A 14,696-nucleotide genomic window follows, 5' to 3' on the forward strand; every position below is an offset into this window, starting at 1 on the left:
GTCACCCGAACACCACGTGCCCCATGATCCGCCCCGGCATGAGGGTGAACAATCCGGTGATCACCAGCGCGCCGAGATAGACCCCGATCATGCTCCAGCGATGGGCCGCGACGTTTCCTCGCCGCGCGTAGAGCACCGCCCGCACCAGGGCGACGAGCGTCACCACCGACAGAAGGTGGATCCAGCTGAACGGCCCGGCCTGGCGCAGGCCCGAGATGCCGAACGAGCTGAGCGCCACCACCGCCATCAGCCCGACCCAGAACCGGCCCATCAGCCGATGCCGCCCGCCGCCCCGGGGCAAGACGAACTGCAAGGCCCCGAGCACCAGCGCGGCGATCGCCGCCGCGGCGTGGGCCTGGATCACCGGCGAGGCCTGGAGGAGCGGCTGGAGGGTCATGGCTGGAGGATCATGGCGGACACGTCCCGCGACGCGTGCCTCGGCGCCCGCGCCTTGCGGCCCGGTCCGATGCGCGTATGTTGACAGGAGCAACATACGAGGCATGTGGACATTGTCAACATCGGAGGGCGGCAGCGCCTATCACCATGGCGACCTGCGCCGCAGCCTGATCGCGGCGGCGCGCGAATTGCTGCGGGCCGGCGGCGTCGAGGCGGTGACCTTGCGTGAGGCGGCGCGCCTCGCCGGCGTGTCGCACAACGCTCCCTATCGCCACTTCGCCAGCCGCGAGGCGCTGCTGGCGGCGCTCGCGGCCGAGGGATTCCGGGACCTCCGCCGGGTGCTCGACGAGGCCGGGGGCCGGGCCGAGCCGGCCGGACGGCTCACCGCCCTCGGCCGGGCCTATCTGCGTTTCGCCGATGCCGACCGGGCGACCTTCCGGCTGATGTTCGGCGGGGTGGTGGAAGAGACCGCGCATCCCGATCTCGCGGAGGCCTCGGGCGCCGCGTTCGCGACGTTGCAGAACGTTGTGGCGGAGCGCGAGCCCTCCGGCCTCGCCGAGCGCGAGGCCCTGCGCGCCTGGGCGCTGGTCCACGGCCTCGCCCATCTCGTGGCCGACCGGCAGATCGATGCCGCGCGGGCGGAAGCGTGCCTCGCTTGAGAGCAATTCCGATGTGGATCGTTCGCCTTCAAATGAGGCAGCCCAAAATTTAGGCATTTTCGCTGCGCTTAAAAACAGCGTGCCGGTGATGGAACGGTTGGCAGGGCTCTTGCAGTCCCCTCCCCGTCATTCACCGACGGGAAACTCCACAATGCCGCTGCCCACCCGCCCGCTCCTGCGCCGGTCCGCGCTCGGGCGAACCCTGTCCGGGCTCGCCCTCGCCCTCGCGCTGGTGGGGCCTGCGAGCGCGCAGGGCGTGCTGCGCATCGGCATGACCGCCTCCGACATCCCGCTCACCACCGGCCAGGCCGACAATGGCGGCGAGGGCATGCGATTTGCCGGCTATACGATCTACGACGCGCTCATCAACTGGGACCTCAGCCGGGCCGACAAGGCCTCCGACCTGACGCCGGGTCTGGCCACCTCCTGGACGATCGACCCCGCCGACAAGACCCGCTGGACCTTCAAGCTCCGCCCCGGCGTGACCTTCCACGACGGTTCCATCTTCGACGCCGACGCGGTGGTGTGGAACCTCGACAAGCTGCTGAAGCAGGACAGCCCGCAATTCGACCCGCGCCAGTCGGCGCAAGGCCGTACCCGCATCCCGGCGGTCGCCTCGTACAAGGCGGTCGATCCGATGACGGTGGAGATCGTCACCAAGAACCCGGACGCCACCTTCCCCTACCAGATCGCCTGGATCCTGATGTCGTCTCCCGCCAACTGGGAGAAGCAGGGGAAGAGCTGGGACGCCGTCGCCAAGGCGCCCTCCGGCACCGGACCGTGGAAGGTGACCGGCTTCGTGCCGCGCGAGCGCCTGGAACTGGCGCCGAACAAGGAGTACTGGGACAAGGGCCGGGTCCCGAAGCTCGATCGTATGGTCCTGGTGCCGCTGCCCGAGGCCAATGCCCGGGTGGCCGCGCTGCGCTCCGGCCAGGTCGACTGGATCGAGGCGCCGGCGCCGGATGCGGTGCCCTCGCTGAAGGCCGCGGGCTTCGCGCTGGTCACCAACCTCTACCCGCATAACTGGACTTGGCACCTGTCGCGGGCCGAGGGCTCGCCGTGGAACGACATCCGCGTGCGCAAGGCCGCGAACCTCGCCGTCGACCGCGAGGGCCTGAAGGAGTTCCTCGGGGGGCTCGCCACCCCGGCCGAAGGCTTTTTGACCCCCGGCCATCCCTGGTTCGGCAAGCCGAGCTTCAAGCTCTCGTACGATCCGGACGCCGCCAAGAAGCTGCTCAAGGAAGCCGGCTACGGCCCGAACAAGCCGGTCGTCACCAAGGTGCTGATCTCGGCCTCGGGCTCGGGCCAGATGCAGCCGCTGCCGATGAACGAGTTCATCCAGCAGAACCTCGCCGAGGTCGGCATCAAGGTCGATTACGAGGTCGTGGAGTGGAACACGCTCATCAACATCTGGCGTGCCGGGTCCAAGTCCGATAGCGCGCGCGGCGGCACCGCGATGAACTACTCCTACCTGATCCAGGACCCGTTCACCGCCTTCATCCGCCACGCCCAGTGCAACCTGGCGCCGCCGAACGGCACCAACTGGGGCTATTACTGCGACCCGGCGATGGACAAGCTGTTCGACGAAGTCCGCACGACCTTCGACCCGAAGGAGCAGGTCGGGGTCCTGCAGAAGATCCACGAGAAGTTCGTCGATGACGCGCTGTTCCTGATGGTCACCCACGACGTCAACCCGCGGGCGATGAGCAAGAAGGTGCAGGGCTTCGTCCAGGCCCAGAGCTGGTTCCAGGATTTCTCGCCGATCACGATGGCGAAGTGAGCGTCTGACCGATCTCCCGCCCGGCCACCGCCGGGCGGGACCACGACACCGTCAACCGGCGCCCCCATGATCCTCTTCATCCTCAAGCGCATCGGCTACGCCGCACCGGTCGCCCTCGGCGTCAGCCTTGTGTGCTTCCTCCTCGTCCACCTCGCCCCCGGCGATCCCCTGAGCGCGATCCTGCCCGTGGATGCCACCGCCGAGATGCAGGCGCAGATGCGGTCGGCCTACGGCTTCGACAAGCCGCTGCCGGTGCAATACGGCCTGTGGCTCTGGAAGATCCTGCACGGCGATCTCGGCACCTCGATCGCCACCGGCCGCCCGGTCCTGTCGGAGGTCGGCCGCGCCGTCGGCAACAGCCTGATCCTCGCCTCGGTGGCGACGCTGATCGGCTTCACCTTCGGCACCTTCTTCGGCTTCGTCGCCGGCTATGCGCGGGATTCCTGGCTCGACCGGGTCGCCTCGTCGATCGCGGTGTTCGGGGTCAGCGTGCCGCATTACTGGCTCGGCATCGTGCTGGTGATCGTGTTCTCGGCCACCCTCGGCTGGCTGCCGCCGACCGGCGCGGGGCCGCAAGGGTCGGGCAACTGGGTCCCGGACTTCGAGCACCTGCGCTACATCCTGCTGCCGGCCATCACCATGTCGGTGATCCCCATGGGGGTGATCTCGCGCACCGTGCGGGCGCTCGTCGGCGACATCCTGCACCAGGACTTCGTGCAGGCGTTGCGCGCCAAGGGCCTGTCGGAATTCGGCGTCTTCCGCCACGTGGTGAAGAACGCGGCGCCGACTGCCATCGCCATCATGGGCTTGCAGCTCGGCTACCTGCTCGGCGGCTCGATCCTGATCGAGACCGTGTTCGCCTGGCCCGGCACCGGCTTCCTCCTCAACGCCGCGATCTTCCAGCGCGACCTGCCGCTGCTCCAGGGCACGATCCTGGTCCTGGCGATGTTCTTCGTCACCCTCAACCTCCTGGTCGACGTGGTGCAGACCGCGCTGGACCCCCGCATCGAGAGGGCCTGATCCGATGTCGATCCAGACCTCCCTCACCGGCGATCCCGTCGCATCGGTGCCGGCGCCCGAGATCCCGGCCGTGGCGTCCCGCGGCTATTGGGGCAGCGTGCTGCGGCGGCTCGCCCGTGATCCGGTGGCGATGGCGGCGGGCCTCGTGATCCTCGCCATCGTGCTCGCGGCGATCTTCGCGCCGCTGATCGCCCCGATGGACCCGTTCAAGGGCTCGATGGTCCGGCGCCTGCGCCATGTCGGTGATGCCACCTACTGGCTCGGCTCGGACGAGCTCGGCCGCGACATGCTCACCCGCCTCCTCTATGCCGGCCGCCTGTCGCTGTTCATGGGCGTGCTGCCGGTCGTCATCGCGTTCTTCGTCGGCTCGGGGCTCGGGATCCTGGCGGGCTATGCCGGCGGCTGGGTCAACACGCTGATCATGCGCGTGGTCGACGTGTTCTTCGCCTTTCCCTCGGTGCTGCTCGCCATCGCGCTCTCGGGCGCGCTGGGTGCCGGCATCCTGAATTCCATCGTGTCGCTCACGGTGGTGTTCGTGCCCCAGATCACCCGCGTCGCCGAGAGCGTCACGGTGCAGATCCGCAACCGCGACTATGTCGAGGCCGCCCGGGTCTCGGGCGCGAACCCGTTCACGGTGGTGCGGGTGCAGGTGCTCGGCAACGTGCTGGGTCCCGTCTTCGTCTACGCCACCAGCCTGATCTCGGTCTCGATGATCCTGGCCTCGGGCCTGTCCTTCCTCGGCCTCGGCGTGAAGCCGCCGGAGCCGGAATGGGGATTGATGCTCAACACCCTGCGCACCGCGATCTACGTCAACCCGGTCGTCGCGGCTTTGCCCGGCGTGATGATCTTCATCACCTCGATCTCGTTCAATTTGCTGTCCGACGGCCTGCGCTCGGCCATGGAGGTGCGCCAGTGACCGAGCTCGATCCCCGCGACCGCGGCGGCCCCGCGCAGCCGCTGCTGACCGTCGACGGCCTGGTGAAGCACTTCCCCGGCAAGGGCGGTCTCTTCGGCAAGGGCCCGGCGGTCCGCGCCGTCGACGGCATCGACTTTTCCGTGATGAAGGGCGAGACCCTGGGCGTCGTCGGCGAATCCGGCTGCGGCAAGTCGACGACGGCGCGCCTGCTGATGCAGATTTCCCGGCAGGACAAGGGCGAGATCGTCTTCGACGGCGAGTTGCTCGGCTCCCGCGCCCTCGACCTGAAGGCCTATCGCCGCCAGGTGCAGATGGTCTTTCAGGATTCCTACGCCTCGCTGAACCCGCGCCTCACCGTCGAGGAATCGGTCGCCTTCGGCCCGCGGGCGCACGGCCTGTCCGCGGCGGCGGCGCTCGCCCGCGCCCACGACCTGCTGCGCCGGGTCGGGCTGGAGCCGCGGCGCTTCGGCGGGCGCTACCCGCACGAGGTCTCGGGCGGCCAGCGCCAGCGGGTCAACATCGCCCGCGCGCTCGCCCTCGAGCCGCGGCTCCTCATCCTCGACGAGGCGGTCTCGGCCCTCGACAAATCGGTCGAGGCGCAGGTTCTGAATCTCTTGACCGACCTCAAGCAGGAATTCGGCCTGACCTACATCTTCATCTCGCACGACCTCAACGTCGTGCGCTTCATGTCCGACCGGGTGATGGTGATGTATCTCGGCCGGATCGCCGAGATCGGACCGGCCGACGCGATCCTCGGGGAGCCCCGCCACCCCTACACCGCGGCCCTGCTGGCCTCCCAGCCCTCCACCGATCCGAATGCCCGGCTGGAGGAGGCGCCGCTCACCGGCGACCCGCCGAACCCGATCAACCCGCCCCCCGGCTGCCGCTTCCACACCCGCTGCCAGTTCGTGGCAGACGTTTGCCGGACGCGCGAGCCCGGTCTCGACCCGGTGGCGCCGGCCCATTTCGCCGCCTGCCACAGGTCGGTGGCGGGGTCCGGCCACCCGGATGCTCCCCCGGTCCCGCTGGCGGCGTGAGGCAATCATGAACGCACCCCTGCGCACGAGCGACACCGCCACCTCCGACGCCCTGATCGAGGTCCGCGACCTCACGGTCGACTTCCTCGGCGGCCGAAAAGCCGTCCGGGCGGTCGGCGGGGTCGATTTCTCGATCCGCGCCGGCGAGGCCCTGGCCCTGCTCGGCGAATCCGGCTCCGGCAAGTCCGTGACCCTGCGGGCCCTGATGCGGCTCCTGCCGGAATCCCGCACCCGCATCGGCGGGCACCTGCGGGTCGACGGCCACGACGTGCTCTCGCTGAAGCCGAAGGCGCTCTCGGCCTATCGCGGCGGTACGGTCGCGATGATCTTCCAGGATCCGGGCCTCGCCCTCGATCCGGTCTACCGCATCGGCGACCAGATCGCCGAGGCCGTCATGCGCCACGAGGGCGTCTCCCGCGCCGCCGGGCGGGCCCGGGCGCTGGAACTGTTCGAGCGCGTCCACATCCCCTCGCCGGCCCGCCGGCTCGACGCCTACCCGCACGAATTGTCCGGCGGCATGCGCCAGCGGGCGATGATCGCGCTGGCGCTCGCCTGCCGGCCGAAGGTGCTGCTGGCCGACGAGCCGACCACGGCGCTCGACGCCACGGTGCAGATCCAGATCCTGCTGCTCCTGCGCGAGTTGCAGCGCGACCTCGGCCTCGCGGTGATCTTCGTCACCCACGATGTCGGCGTGGCGGTTCAGGTCGCCGACCGGGTGGCGGTGATGTATGGCGGCCACCTCGTCGAGGTCGGGGCGAGCGGCGAGGTCATCGGCACCCCGGCCCATCCCTATACGCGGGGCCTGCTCGCCTCCCGCATCACGCCGGATTCACCGCGCGGCGTGCGGCTGCCGACCATCCCGGGCTCGCCGCCCGACCTCGCCGACCCGCCCCCCGGATGCCCGTTCGAACCCCGCTGCGGCCTCGTGGTGCCGGCCTGCCGCGAAGGCCTGCCGGCGCGGGTGGCGGTGGCGCCGGGGCATGCGGCACGGTGCGTGCGCGTGGGTGAGGATGGGACGGGGGAGATGCGGGCTTAAGCAGATTGGCGTTAGAGCATTTTCCGACGAAGTGGATGCCGGTTCGTCGCAGAAAATGCGGCAAAAACAAAGACCTAGAGAGCTTCGCGATTGCAGCGCGATCGTGAAGTGCTCTAGCGTGCAACGCGTCGTTCGCTCGGGCTCTCGTTCGGTCGCACATTTGTTGTCGCAGAACCGGCGGCCGCTTTTGCGAATTCTGCTGAGAGTCTGTCCGGGAAGAATTTGTTTTTTCGGAGCGCGTTGCGGTTCGCGCCGACAGGCGTATGCTTGAGCGATGTGGACGCCTGAGAACCGCCAGCGGTACGACCGCAGCAAGCTTCGCTATCCCACTGATTTGACGGATGAGGAATGGGCGCTTGTTGCTCCCCTTCTCCCGCCGGCTCGACGCGGGGGAAACAAACGAACGGTTGATCTGCGCGAGGTGGTCAACGGCTTGATGTATGTCCTTGGAACGGGGTGCCAATGGCGCGCTATCCCAAAAGATCTACCGCCTCGCTCGACGGTGCATGGCTACTTCGATCTATGGGATTACGACGGAACTCTCCTGCGCATCCATCACACCCTCTACGTTCTCTGCCGCGAACAGGCAGGACGTGAGGCCAGCCCAACGGCAGCGATCATTGACAGCCAGAGCGTCAAGAGCGCGGAAAAAGGGGGCGCACGATCGACCCGTCCGGCTATGATGCGGGCAAGAAGATCAAAGGCAAGAAGCGCCATCTCCTCGTCGATACGCAAGGTCTGCTGATGCATGCTCTGGTGCATCCGGCCGACGTGCAGGATCGTGATGGCGGCGTATGGGTCATGGCGACGCTGTTTAGTCTCTACCCGTTCCTGCTGAAGCTGTATGCAGATGGCGGCTACCAGGGGCCGGTGTTCCGGGAGGCATTGGAACGGGTCTGCCGGTCTGTGACGGTGGAAATCGTCAAGCGGTCGGATCAGGCGGTCGGGTTCGAGGCCCTGCCCAAGCGCTGGATCGTGGAGCGGACGATTGGTTGGCTCAATCGCTGCCGGCGGCTGGCGAAGGATTGGGAGTGCCACACCCGCAAGGCGCTGGCTTTCCTGCGCCTTGCTTCCATCCGCATCATGCTCAGAAAACTCTGCCAACAATCAGCATGATCCCGGACAGACACTGAGAGAAAGCCCCCCCCTCATGGACCATTGCCTCCCGGTCCGATGCGGGGGCATGATCGAAGGCAGATCCGAGACCTGGAGGCTCCATGACGCAGGTGACGAATCCTGAAAGACTATCGCTCGACGCGGTGTCGGTCGAGGACCTGAACGCCGCCCTCCGCGTCATCCGCCGGCTGCCCCTGGAGCTGCTGGGCTTCCTGATCCTGCTCCCGATCGTCTGCATCGGCCTGTCGCGGCTCGGGACGGCCCTCGCGCCTCCCTACGGCGTCTATCTGTACGGGCAGTCCCTCGTCACATGGGGCCTGATCCTGATGCTCGCCCTGCTGTTCGGGCTGGTCTGGTGGCGAGGGCGACAGGTCGGACGCCTGCTGAATGCTCCGGAGATCCTGTCGTCGCCGGTACCGGGCCTGCTGTCGGCGCCCGGCGTGCTGGCCGAACGCGCGCAGGCCCTGGGCATGGAATGGACCGGCTTCTTCGGGCCGCTCCGCCCGCGCCGGACGTGAGGCCGGTGGATCGCAGCAAACGCGCCGCCTTCGAGTGATCGTCGAGCCGCCGGTCGGGCTCCGGCGTGGCGAGGTGGACCGGCACGCTTGACGGACCTCCTCCGTTAGCCCCTCCTGTGGCGATAACAATCGTCACCGGGAGGATGTCTTGAATTCCATGAAACGGCTGCTGTTGTCCGCCGGCTGCCTGGTGCTGTCGGCTGCCTCCGCCTCGGCTCAGACCACCATCAAGGTCGGCGTGCTGAACGATATGTCGGGGGTCTACTCCGATATCGGCGGCAAAGGGTCGGTCGCCGCGGCGCAGCTCGCGGTGGAAGACTTCGCGGCGATCGACAAGTCCATCCATGTCGAGGTCGTCTCCGCCGATCACCAGAACAAGCCGGATATCGGCGCCGGCATCGCGCGGCAATGGTATGACCGGGACGGCGTCGACGCGATCCTGGACGTGCCGACCTCGTCGGTGGCGCTGGCGGTCAGCCAGGTCACCCGCGAGAAGAACAAGATCTTCATCGATTCGGGCGCCGGCACCACCGACCTGACCGGGTCGCAATGCTCGCCCAATACCGTCCACTGGACCTACGACACCTATGCACTGGCGAACGGCACCGGCGGCGCCATGGTCAAGCGCGGCGGCGACACATGGTTCTTCCTGACGGCCGATTACGCCTTCGGGCAATCGCTGCAGAACGAGACCGCTTCGGTCGTCACGCGCAATGGCGGCAAGGTACTGGGCTCCGCCAAGGTGCCGTTCCCGGCGAGCGACTTCTCGTCCTTCCTGCTCCAGGCGCAAGCCTCCGGCGCCAAGGTGATCGGGCTGGCGAATGCCGGCGGCGACACGATCAACGCCGTCAAGCAGGCGCATGAATTCGGCATCACCGAGGGCGGGCAGAAGCTCGCGGCCCTGCTGTTCTACGCCCAGGACGCCAAGGCGCTCGGCCTCGAGACCGCCAAGGGCCTGGTGCTGACGGAGGCCTTCTACTGGGACCTGAACGACGGGACCCGGGCCTTCTCGGAGCGCTTCGCCAAGCGGGCGAACGGCACCATGCCGAGCATGAACCAGGCGGGCGTCTATGGCGGGCTGATGCACTACCTGAAGGCGGTCTCGGCGACGAAGTCGAAGGATCCCAAGATCGTGATGGATTGGATGAAGGCCAACCCGACCGACGATCCGCTCTTCGGCAAGGGCATGATCCGAGCCGACGGCCGCACGATCCACGACATGTACCTGTTCGAGGTCAAGAAGCCGTCCGAGTCCAAGGGCCCCTGGGACGTCTACAACAAGCTCGCGACCATTCCCGGCGACCAGGCGTTCAAGCCGATGAACCAGGGCGGCTGCCCGCTGGTCGGCAAGAGCTGAGTGGCAGGAGCTGTGTAGCAAGAGCTGAGCCGGCCGGCGCGGCATCCCGACGCCGCGTCATGCCGCGTTGCGCCCGTCCCGGCCGGGGGTTAACTCCGGCCTCGGATTCGAGTGATGGAACGGGAGATCGGGACGCGGTGAGCAAGGCGCCGGTGACGAAACGCGGGCCGGCGCAAGGGGCGGCCAAGACGGCGGCCGCCCCCTTCGCCGAGATCGTGATGGTGTGCGCCAAGTGCGCCAAGCGGCAGGGCCTCGGCGCCAAGGCGGTCCGGGGCGGTTTGAAACGCGCCCTCAAGGCGGGTCAGCGCGGCCGCAAGGTGCGGGTGGTCGAGACCGGTTGCCTCGGCCTGTGCCCGAAGCGCAGCCTGACGCTCGCCACCGCCGGCTCCCTCGGTGAAGGCCGTCTCCTGGTGCTCGATCCGGCGCTCGCCCCCGAGGCGATGCTGGACGCTCTGCTGCCTGGGCGGGAGACGATGACGTGACGGCGGTCGGAACCGGCGCGGCACGGTCCGGCACCCGCCCGAGCCTCGGCCGCCGCCTGCTGCGGCGGGTGCCGCTCCTCGGCGCCGCGATCGGCGTGGTGCTGGCCCTCTGGCTCGTCGCCGCCAACGACGTCGGCGCGGTGGCGGACGCATTCGGGCGCGTCGGAATCCTCGGTATCGCCGCGGTGGTGCTGGTGCGCGTCGCGATCATCGGGCTGTGCGGCGTCGCCTGGGCCCGGGTCCTCACCGGCCTCGTCGGCGTCGCCGCCGGCCCGTTCGTGCTGCTGCGCTTCGTGCGCGAGGGCGTCAACGTGCTGCTGCCCGTCGCCTCGGTCGGCGGCGAGGTGCTGGGCGCGCGGCTCCTCACCTTCTGGGGTGTCACCGGGGCGGCGAGCGCCGCCGGCATCCTGGTCGACATGTTCTTCCAGGTCGTCACCCAGGCCCTGTTCGCGCTGACCGGCGTCGTGCTGCTGTCGCAGATCGAGGGCGAGCAGGCCGCGACCCTGGCGGCCTGGTGCGCCAAGGGACTGGCCCTGAGCGGCGTGGTGCTCGCCGCCTTCTTCGCGGTGCAGCGCTATGGCGGCGCCGCCTTCATCGAGCGCCAGGTGACCGCGCTCGCCCGCCGCTTCGCCGCGGAGGGCGGGACGGCGCCGGCCGGTGGCGGCGTGCAGGCCTCCCTCGACGCGGTCTGGGACCGCCGGCGCTGGTGGCCCCTCGCCCAAGGCTTCCTGCTCCACCTCGCGGCCTGGTTCCTCGGCGCCCTGGAGATCTGGATCGCCCTGCAATGCATCGGCATCGAGGGCGTGACGCTGGCCGAGGCGGTGGTGCTCGAATCCTTGAGCCAGGCGATCAAGTCCGCCGCCTTCCCGGTCCCGAGCGGTCTCGGGGTGCAGGAGGGCGGTTTCGTGCTCCTCGGCGGCCTGTTCGGCATCGATCCGCACACCGCGCTCGCCCTCTCGCTGGTCAAGCGGGTGCCGGACGTGGTGCTGGGCGTACCGGGGCTGATGGCCTGGCAGGCGATCGAGGCCAGGCGCGGGCTGATGGCGGCGAGGGCGGTACCGCCAGCCGTCTAGTGCACTTCACGATTGCGCTGCAATCGCGAAGTTCTCTTAGATCTTTGATTTTGCCGCATTTTCTGCGACGAACCGGTTCCCACTTCGTCGGAAAATGCTCTAGCGCGCAGCGCCCGCTGCGATCACCCGGGCCAGCAGGTCCGGGGTGTCCTGGGCGTTCATCGCACGGGCGGCGGTCTCGGCGGTATGGCCGCTCGCGTCGCGGCGGGACGGGTCGGCCCCGCGGGCGAGCAGCGTCTCCACCATCTCGACGCGGTTGAACATCGCGGCCGTCATCAGGGCGGTGCGCCCGTCCGGTCCGGCGCCGTCGATCGCGGCCCCGCCGTCGAGGAGGGCCAGCACCACCGGCATCGCGCCCTTGAACGCCGCCGCGGCGAGCGGGGTCTGGCCGCGGTCGTTGGCGGTCTCCGGATCGGCCTTGTGCGCCATCAGCACGCCCACCGTCTCGACATGGCCGTGATAGGCCGCCAGCATCAGGAGCGTGTCGCCCTTGTCGTTGCGCAGGTTGGGCGGCAGGCCCATCCCCAAGAGTTCGGCCAGCTCCGCGTGATGGCCGAGTCGGGCATACTGGAAGACCCTCCCTGCGAAGGCGATCGTGTCCTCGTCCAGCATCGGCGGCGCCTTCGCGCCGGGCTCGTCGTTCTGCATCGCGCTCGCATCCATGGCTCGTCGGTGCCGGATATCGGGCAGACCGGCCGGCTGCCAAGAGAAAGGGTCGGCGAGAGGGAGCGCCGCCGACGAGCGGAGCGCCTTCCGCCGAGGACGGGGTTAGGATTACGTTCACCACTCGGCGTGGAAAGGCTGGGAGCGGCCAGGCTTCGGGATGGATGTTCACGTCTGCCTGCGCATCTGGAGCCGCACGAAAAGCTTGAGCGCGAGACATCCGTCGTGACTGCCCTGTACGAGTGCATTGCCGGAAATCACGACCTCAAGCTGGTTTTTCTTGCAGCGGTTGTATGCAACCTTGCCGCGGCAACCAGCTTGACGCTCCTCGACCATGCCCGCCTCCGCGCCGGCCGGGAGCGGCGCCTCTGGCTCTCCACCGCCGCCCTGGCGGGCGGGACCGGCATCTGGGCGACGCATTTCATCGCCATGCTGGCCTTCTCGCCTGACATCGCCTCGGCCTACGATCTCGGCCTGACCGGGCTGTCCCTGCTGATCGGCATCGGCATGGCGGCGGCCGGCTTCTGGACCGCCCTGCGGCCGGGCCTGCCGGCGGCCGCCTGGCTCGGCGGCGCGCAGATCGGGCTGGGCGTCGGCGCCATGCACTTCACCGGTATGGCGGCCTTCGAGGTCGCCGGCCGGATCACCTGGAATTTGGGCCTCGTCCTGGCGGCTTTGGCCGCCGGGACCGGGCTCGGGAGCCTGGCGCTCGCCACCACCCTGCGGGACGGCTCGGTCCGGGTGAAGCTCGCCGGGGCGGGCCTGATGGTGGCGAGCATCTGCGGGCTGCACTTCACCGCAATGACGGCGGCCACGATCGTGCCGGATCCGAGCATCGCCCTGTCGGGCACCGCAGTGACGGCGGGGACCCTCGCCCTGGCGGTGGCGCTCGCCAGCATCACCATCCTGGCCCTGGCCTTCGCCGGCCTGTGGCTGCACCAGCGCGACGAGCGCCGCTCGGCCCTCGAAGGCGACCGGATGCGCGGCCTCGCCAACGCCGCGGTCGAGGGGCTGGTGGTCTGCGACGGCGACCGGATCGTCACCGTCAACGACAGCTTCGCCGACCTCGTCGGCCTCGAGCCCGACGCGCTGACCGGCGCCGCCCTCGCGGATCTCCTCGTCGAGCCGGCCGCGACAGGGTCCGCTGAGGTGCCCGAGGCGCAGCTGCGCCGCCGCGACGGCAGCCTGGTGCCGGTCGAGGTGATACGCCGGGTCATCGACTTCGCCGGCCGGCCGCACGCCGCCCTGGCGGTGCGCGACCTGCGGGCCCGCAAGCGCGCCGAGGCGCGAATCGCCTTCCTCGCCCATCACGATGCGCTCACCGGGGCGCCGAACCGCACCAGCTTCAACGCCCGGCTGTTGCAGGAGATCGCGCTGGCCCAGGCCGCCGGCCGGCCGCTCGCGGTGCTCTGCGCCGACCTCGACCGCTTCAAGGAGGTCAACGACCTGTTCGGCCACGCCGCCGGCGACGCGCTCCTGCGCACCGTCTGCGCGGCGATCACCGCGGTGCTGAGCCCCGGCCAGATGCTGGCGCGGCTCGGCGGCGACGAATTCGCCGTGCTGGCACCGAATCTCGACGCACCGGGCGCCGAGGCGCTGGGCGAGACGATCCTGGCGGCCCTGCGCCAGGCTGAGACCGGGCCGGCGGGCGCCATCGCGGCGGCGAGCCTCGGCATCGCGCTCTATCCCCATGACGGGGAAGATGCGGAAACCCTGATGATCCAGGCCGACACCGCCCTCTACCGCGCCAAGCAGGAGGGCCGCGGCCGCCTGCGGTTCTACGAGGCGCGGATGGGTGTGCAGGTCCGCGAGCGGCGCCAGATCGAGCACGACCTGCGCCACGCCGTCGAGCGGGGCGAGATGCGGGTCGTCTACCAGCCCCAGACCCGCATCGACACCGGCGAGGCGGTCGGCTTCGAGGCGCTCCTGCGCTGGCAGCACCCGGAGCGGGGGAACGTCCCGCCCGACCGGTTCATCCCGATCTCGGAGGAGACCGGCAGCATCCTGCAGATCGGCGAGTGGGTGCTGCGCGAGACCTGCCGCGAGGCGGCCTCGTGGGACAAGCCGCTGCGCATCGCCGTCAACGTCTCGGCGGTGCAGCTCCACGCCCCGGGCTTATCGGAGCTGGTCCACGAGGTCCTGTTCGCCACCGGCCTCGCTCCCTCCCGGCTCGAACTCGAGATCACCGAGACGGCGCTGATCCGCGACCTGCCGCGGGCGCTCGCCACCCTGCGCCGGGTCAAGGCGATGGGGGTGCGGATCGCCATGGACGATTTCGGCACCGGCTACTCGTCCCTGTCCAACCTGCGCGCCTTCCCGTTCGACAAGATCAAGATCGATTCCTCCTTCACCCGCGCGGTCGATTCGAGCGAGCAGGCGGCGACGATCGTGCGCACCGTGCTCGGCCTCGGGCGCGGCCTCGGCCTGCCGGTCCTGGCCGAGGGCGTCGAGACCGCCGGCGAGCTCGCCTTCCTGGGGGCCGAGGCCTGCCACGAGGCGCAGGGCTACCTGTTCGGCCGTCCGGGCCCGATCGAGGGGTTCCGGCACCTCACCATGGGATTGCCGCCCGCCGCCGAGACGGCGGCGTGAGGGACCGTCGCGAAACTGCGACCCCACGGGCTGGCCGGCGGTGGCGGGAGGCGG

Annotated in this window: 15 protein-coding genes; 12 read left to right on the plus strand and 3 right to left on the minus strand. The window is 69.4% G+C overall.

Annotated elements, in window-relative coordinates; genetic code table 11:
* Position 1: 1 nt before the first annotated feature.
* Entirely contained in the window at positions 2-397 is a 396-nt protein-coding gene (locus HBB12_RS26695) for a DUF2306 domain-containing protein (RefSeq protein ID WP_236992125.1), read from the minus strand.
* Between the two features lie 103 nt (positions 398-500).
* Between HBB12_RS26695 and HBB12_RS26700 the strand changes: the two genes are divergently transcribed.
* The 11 genes from HBB12_RS26700 (at position 501) to HBB12_RS26750 (ending at position 11,390) form a co-directional block, all read left to right on the plus strand.
* On the plus strand, positions 501-1,055 hold the full coding sequence (locus HBB12_RS26700) for a TetR/AcrR family transcriptional regulator (RefSeq protein ID WP_236992126.1): 555 nt from the start codon (positions 501-503) through the stop codon (positions 1,053-1,055).
* Positions 1,056-1,206: 151 nt separating this feature from the next.
* On the plus strand, positions 1,207-2,835 hold the full coding sequence (locus HBB12_RS26705) for an ABC transporter substrate-binding protein (protein WP_236992127.1): 1,629 nt from the start codon (positions 1,207-1,209) through the stop codon (positions 2,833-2,835).
* A 66-nt stretch (positions 2,836-2,901) separates the two neighbouring features.
* Positions 2,902-3,855, plus strand: coding sequence for an ABC transporter permease (locus HBB12_RS26710; protein WP_236992128.1), 954 nt, complete (start codon positions 2,902-2,904; stop codon positions 3,853-3,855).
* A gap of 4 nt (positions 3,856-3,859) precedes the next feature.
* A complete protein-coding gene (locus tag HBB12_RS26715; RefSeq protein WP_236992129.1) occupies positions 3,860-4,771 on the plus strand; it encodes an ABC transporter permease in 912 nt (303 codons plus the stop codon).
* Positions 4,768-5,808, plus strand: coding sequence for an ABC transporter ATP-binding protein (locus HBB12_RS26720; protein WP_236992130.1), 1,041 nt, complete (start codon positions 4,768-4,770; stop codon positions 5,806-5,808). Before HBB12_RS26715 ends, HBB12_RS26720 begins: the two co-directional genes overlap by 4 nt.
* A 7-nt stretch (positions 5,809-5,815) precedes the next feature.
* The gene (locus tag HBB12_RS26725; protein ID WP_236992131.1) at positions 5,816-6,844 is read left to right on the plus strand and encodes an ABC transporter ATP-binding protein; all 1,029 of its coding nucleotides are present in this window, start codon (positions 5,816-5,818) and stop codon (positions 6,842-6,844) included.
* 274 nt (positions 6,845-7,118) lie between these two features.
* Positions 7,119-7,960, plus strand: a protein-coding gene (locus tag HBB12_RS26730) for an IS5 family transposase (protein ID WP_442919318.1) whose coding sequence is annotated in 2 segments (ribosomal slippage) — positions 7,119-7,509 and positions 7,509-7,960 — 843 coding nt in all. Because the reading frame shifts where the segments join, the coding sequence is not laid out codon by codon here.
* Positions 7,961-8,061: 101 nt separating this feature from the next.
* Positions 8,062-8,478: an ABC transporter ATP-binding protein gene (locus HBB12_RS26735; RefSeq protein WP_236992132.1), complete on the plus strand. Its 417-nt coding sequence runs from the start codon at positions 8,062-8,064 to the stop codon at positions 8,476-8,478.
* 157 nt (positions 8,479-8,635) lie between these two features.
* Positions 8,636-9,835 carry an ABC transporter substrate-binding protein gene (locus tag HBB12_RS26740; protein WP_236992133.1) on the plus strand — a complete coding sequence of 400 codons (1,200 nt, stop codon included), beginning with the start codon at positions 8,636-8,638 and terminating at the stop codon, positions 9,833-9,835.
* 137 nt (positions 9,836-9,972) lie between these two features.
* Positions 9,973-10,317 (plus strand): (2Fe-2S) ferredoxin domain-containing protein, encoded by a 345-nt coding sequence (locus HBB12_RS26745; RefSeq protein WP_236992134.1) that lies wholly within the window; start codon positions 9,973-9,975, stop codon positions 10,315-10,317.
* Positions 10,314-11,390 (plus strand): lysylphosphatidylglycerol synthase domain-containing protein, encoded by a 1,077-nt coding sequence (locus tag HBB12_RS26750; protein WP_236992135.1) that lies wholly within the window; start codon positions 10,314-10,316, stop codon positions 11,388-11,390. Before HBB12_RS26745 ends, HBB12_RS26750 begins: the two co-directional genes overlap by 4 nt.
* A 99-nt stretch (positions 11,391-11,489) precedes the next feature.
* Here HBB12_RS26750 and HBB12_RS26755 read toward each other — a convergent pair whose 3' ends face one another.
* Positions 11,490-12,038 (minus strand): ankyrin repeat domain-containing protein, encoded by a 549-nt coding sequence (locus tag HBB12_RS26755; protein ID WP_236992136.1) that lies wholly within the window; start codon positions 12,036-12,038, stop codon positions 11,490-11,492.
* A gap of 183 nt (positions 12,039-12,221) precedes the next feature.
* The gene (locus HBB12_RS26760; protein WP_236992137.1) at positions 12,222-12,389 is read right to left on the minus strand and encodes a hypothetical protein; all 168 of its coding nucleotides are present in this window, start codon (positions 12,387-12,389) and stop codon (positions 12,222-12,224) included.
* Here HBB12_RS26760 and HBB12_RS26765 point away from each other — a divergent pair.
* On the plus strand, positions 12,324-14,642 hold the full coding sequence (locus HBB12_RS26765) for a bifunctional diguanylate cyclase/phosphodiesterase (RefSeq protein WP_442919379.1): 2,319 nt from the start codon (positions 12,324-12,326) through the stop codon (positions 14,640-14,642). The genes HBB12_RS26760 and HBB12_RS26765 overlap by 66 nt on opposite strands.
* The last annotated feature ends 54 nt before the right edge of the window (positions 14,643-14,696 follow it).

This window comes from Methylobacterium sp. SyP6R (assembly GCF_019216885.1).
Taxonomy (GTDB): Bacteria; Pseudomonadota; Alphaproteobacteria; order Rhizobiales; family Beijerinckiaceae; genus Methylobacterium.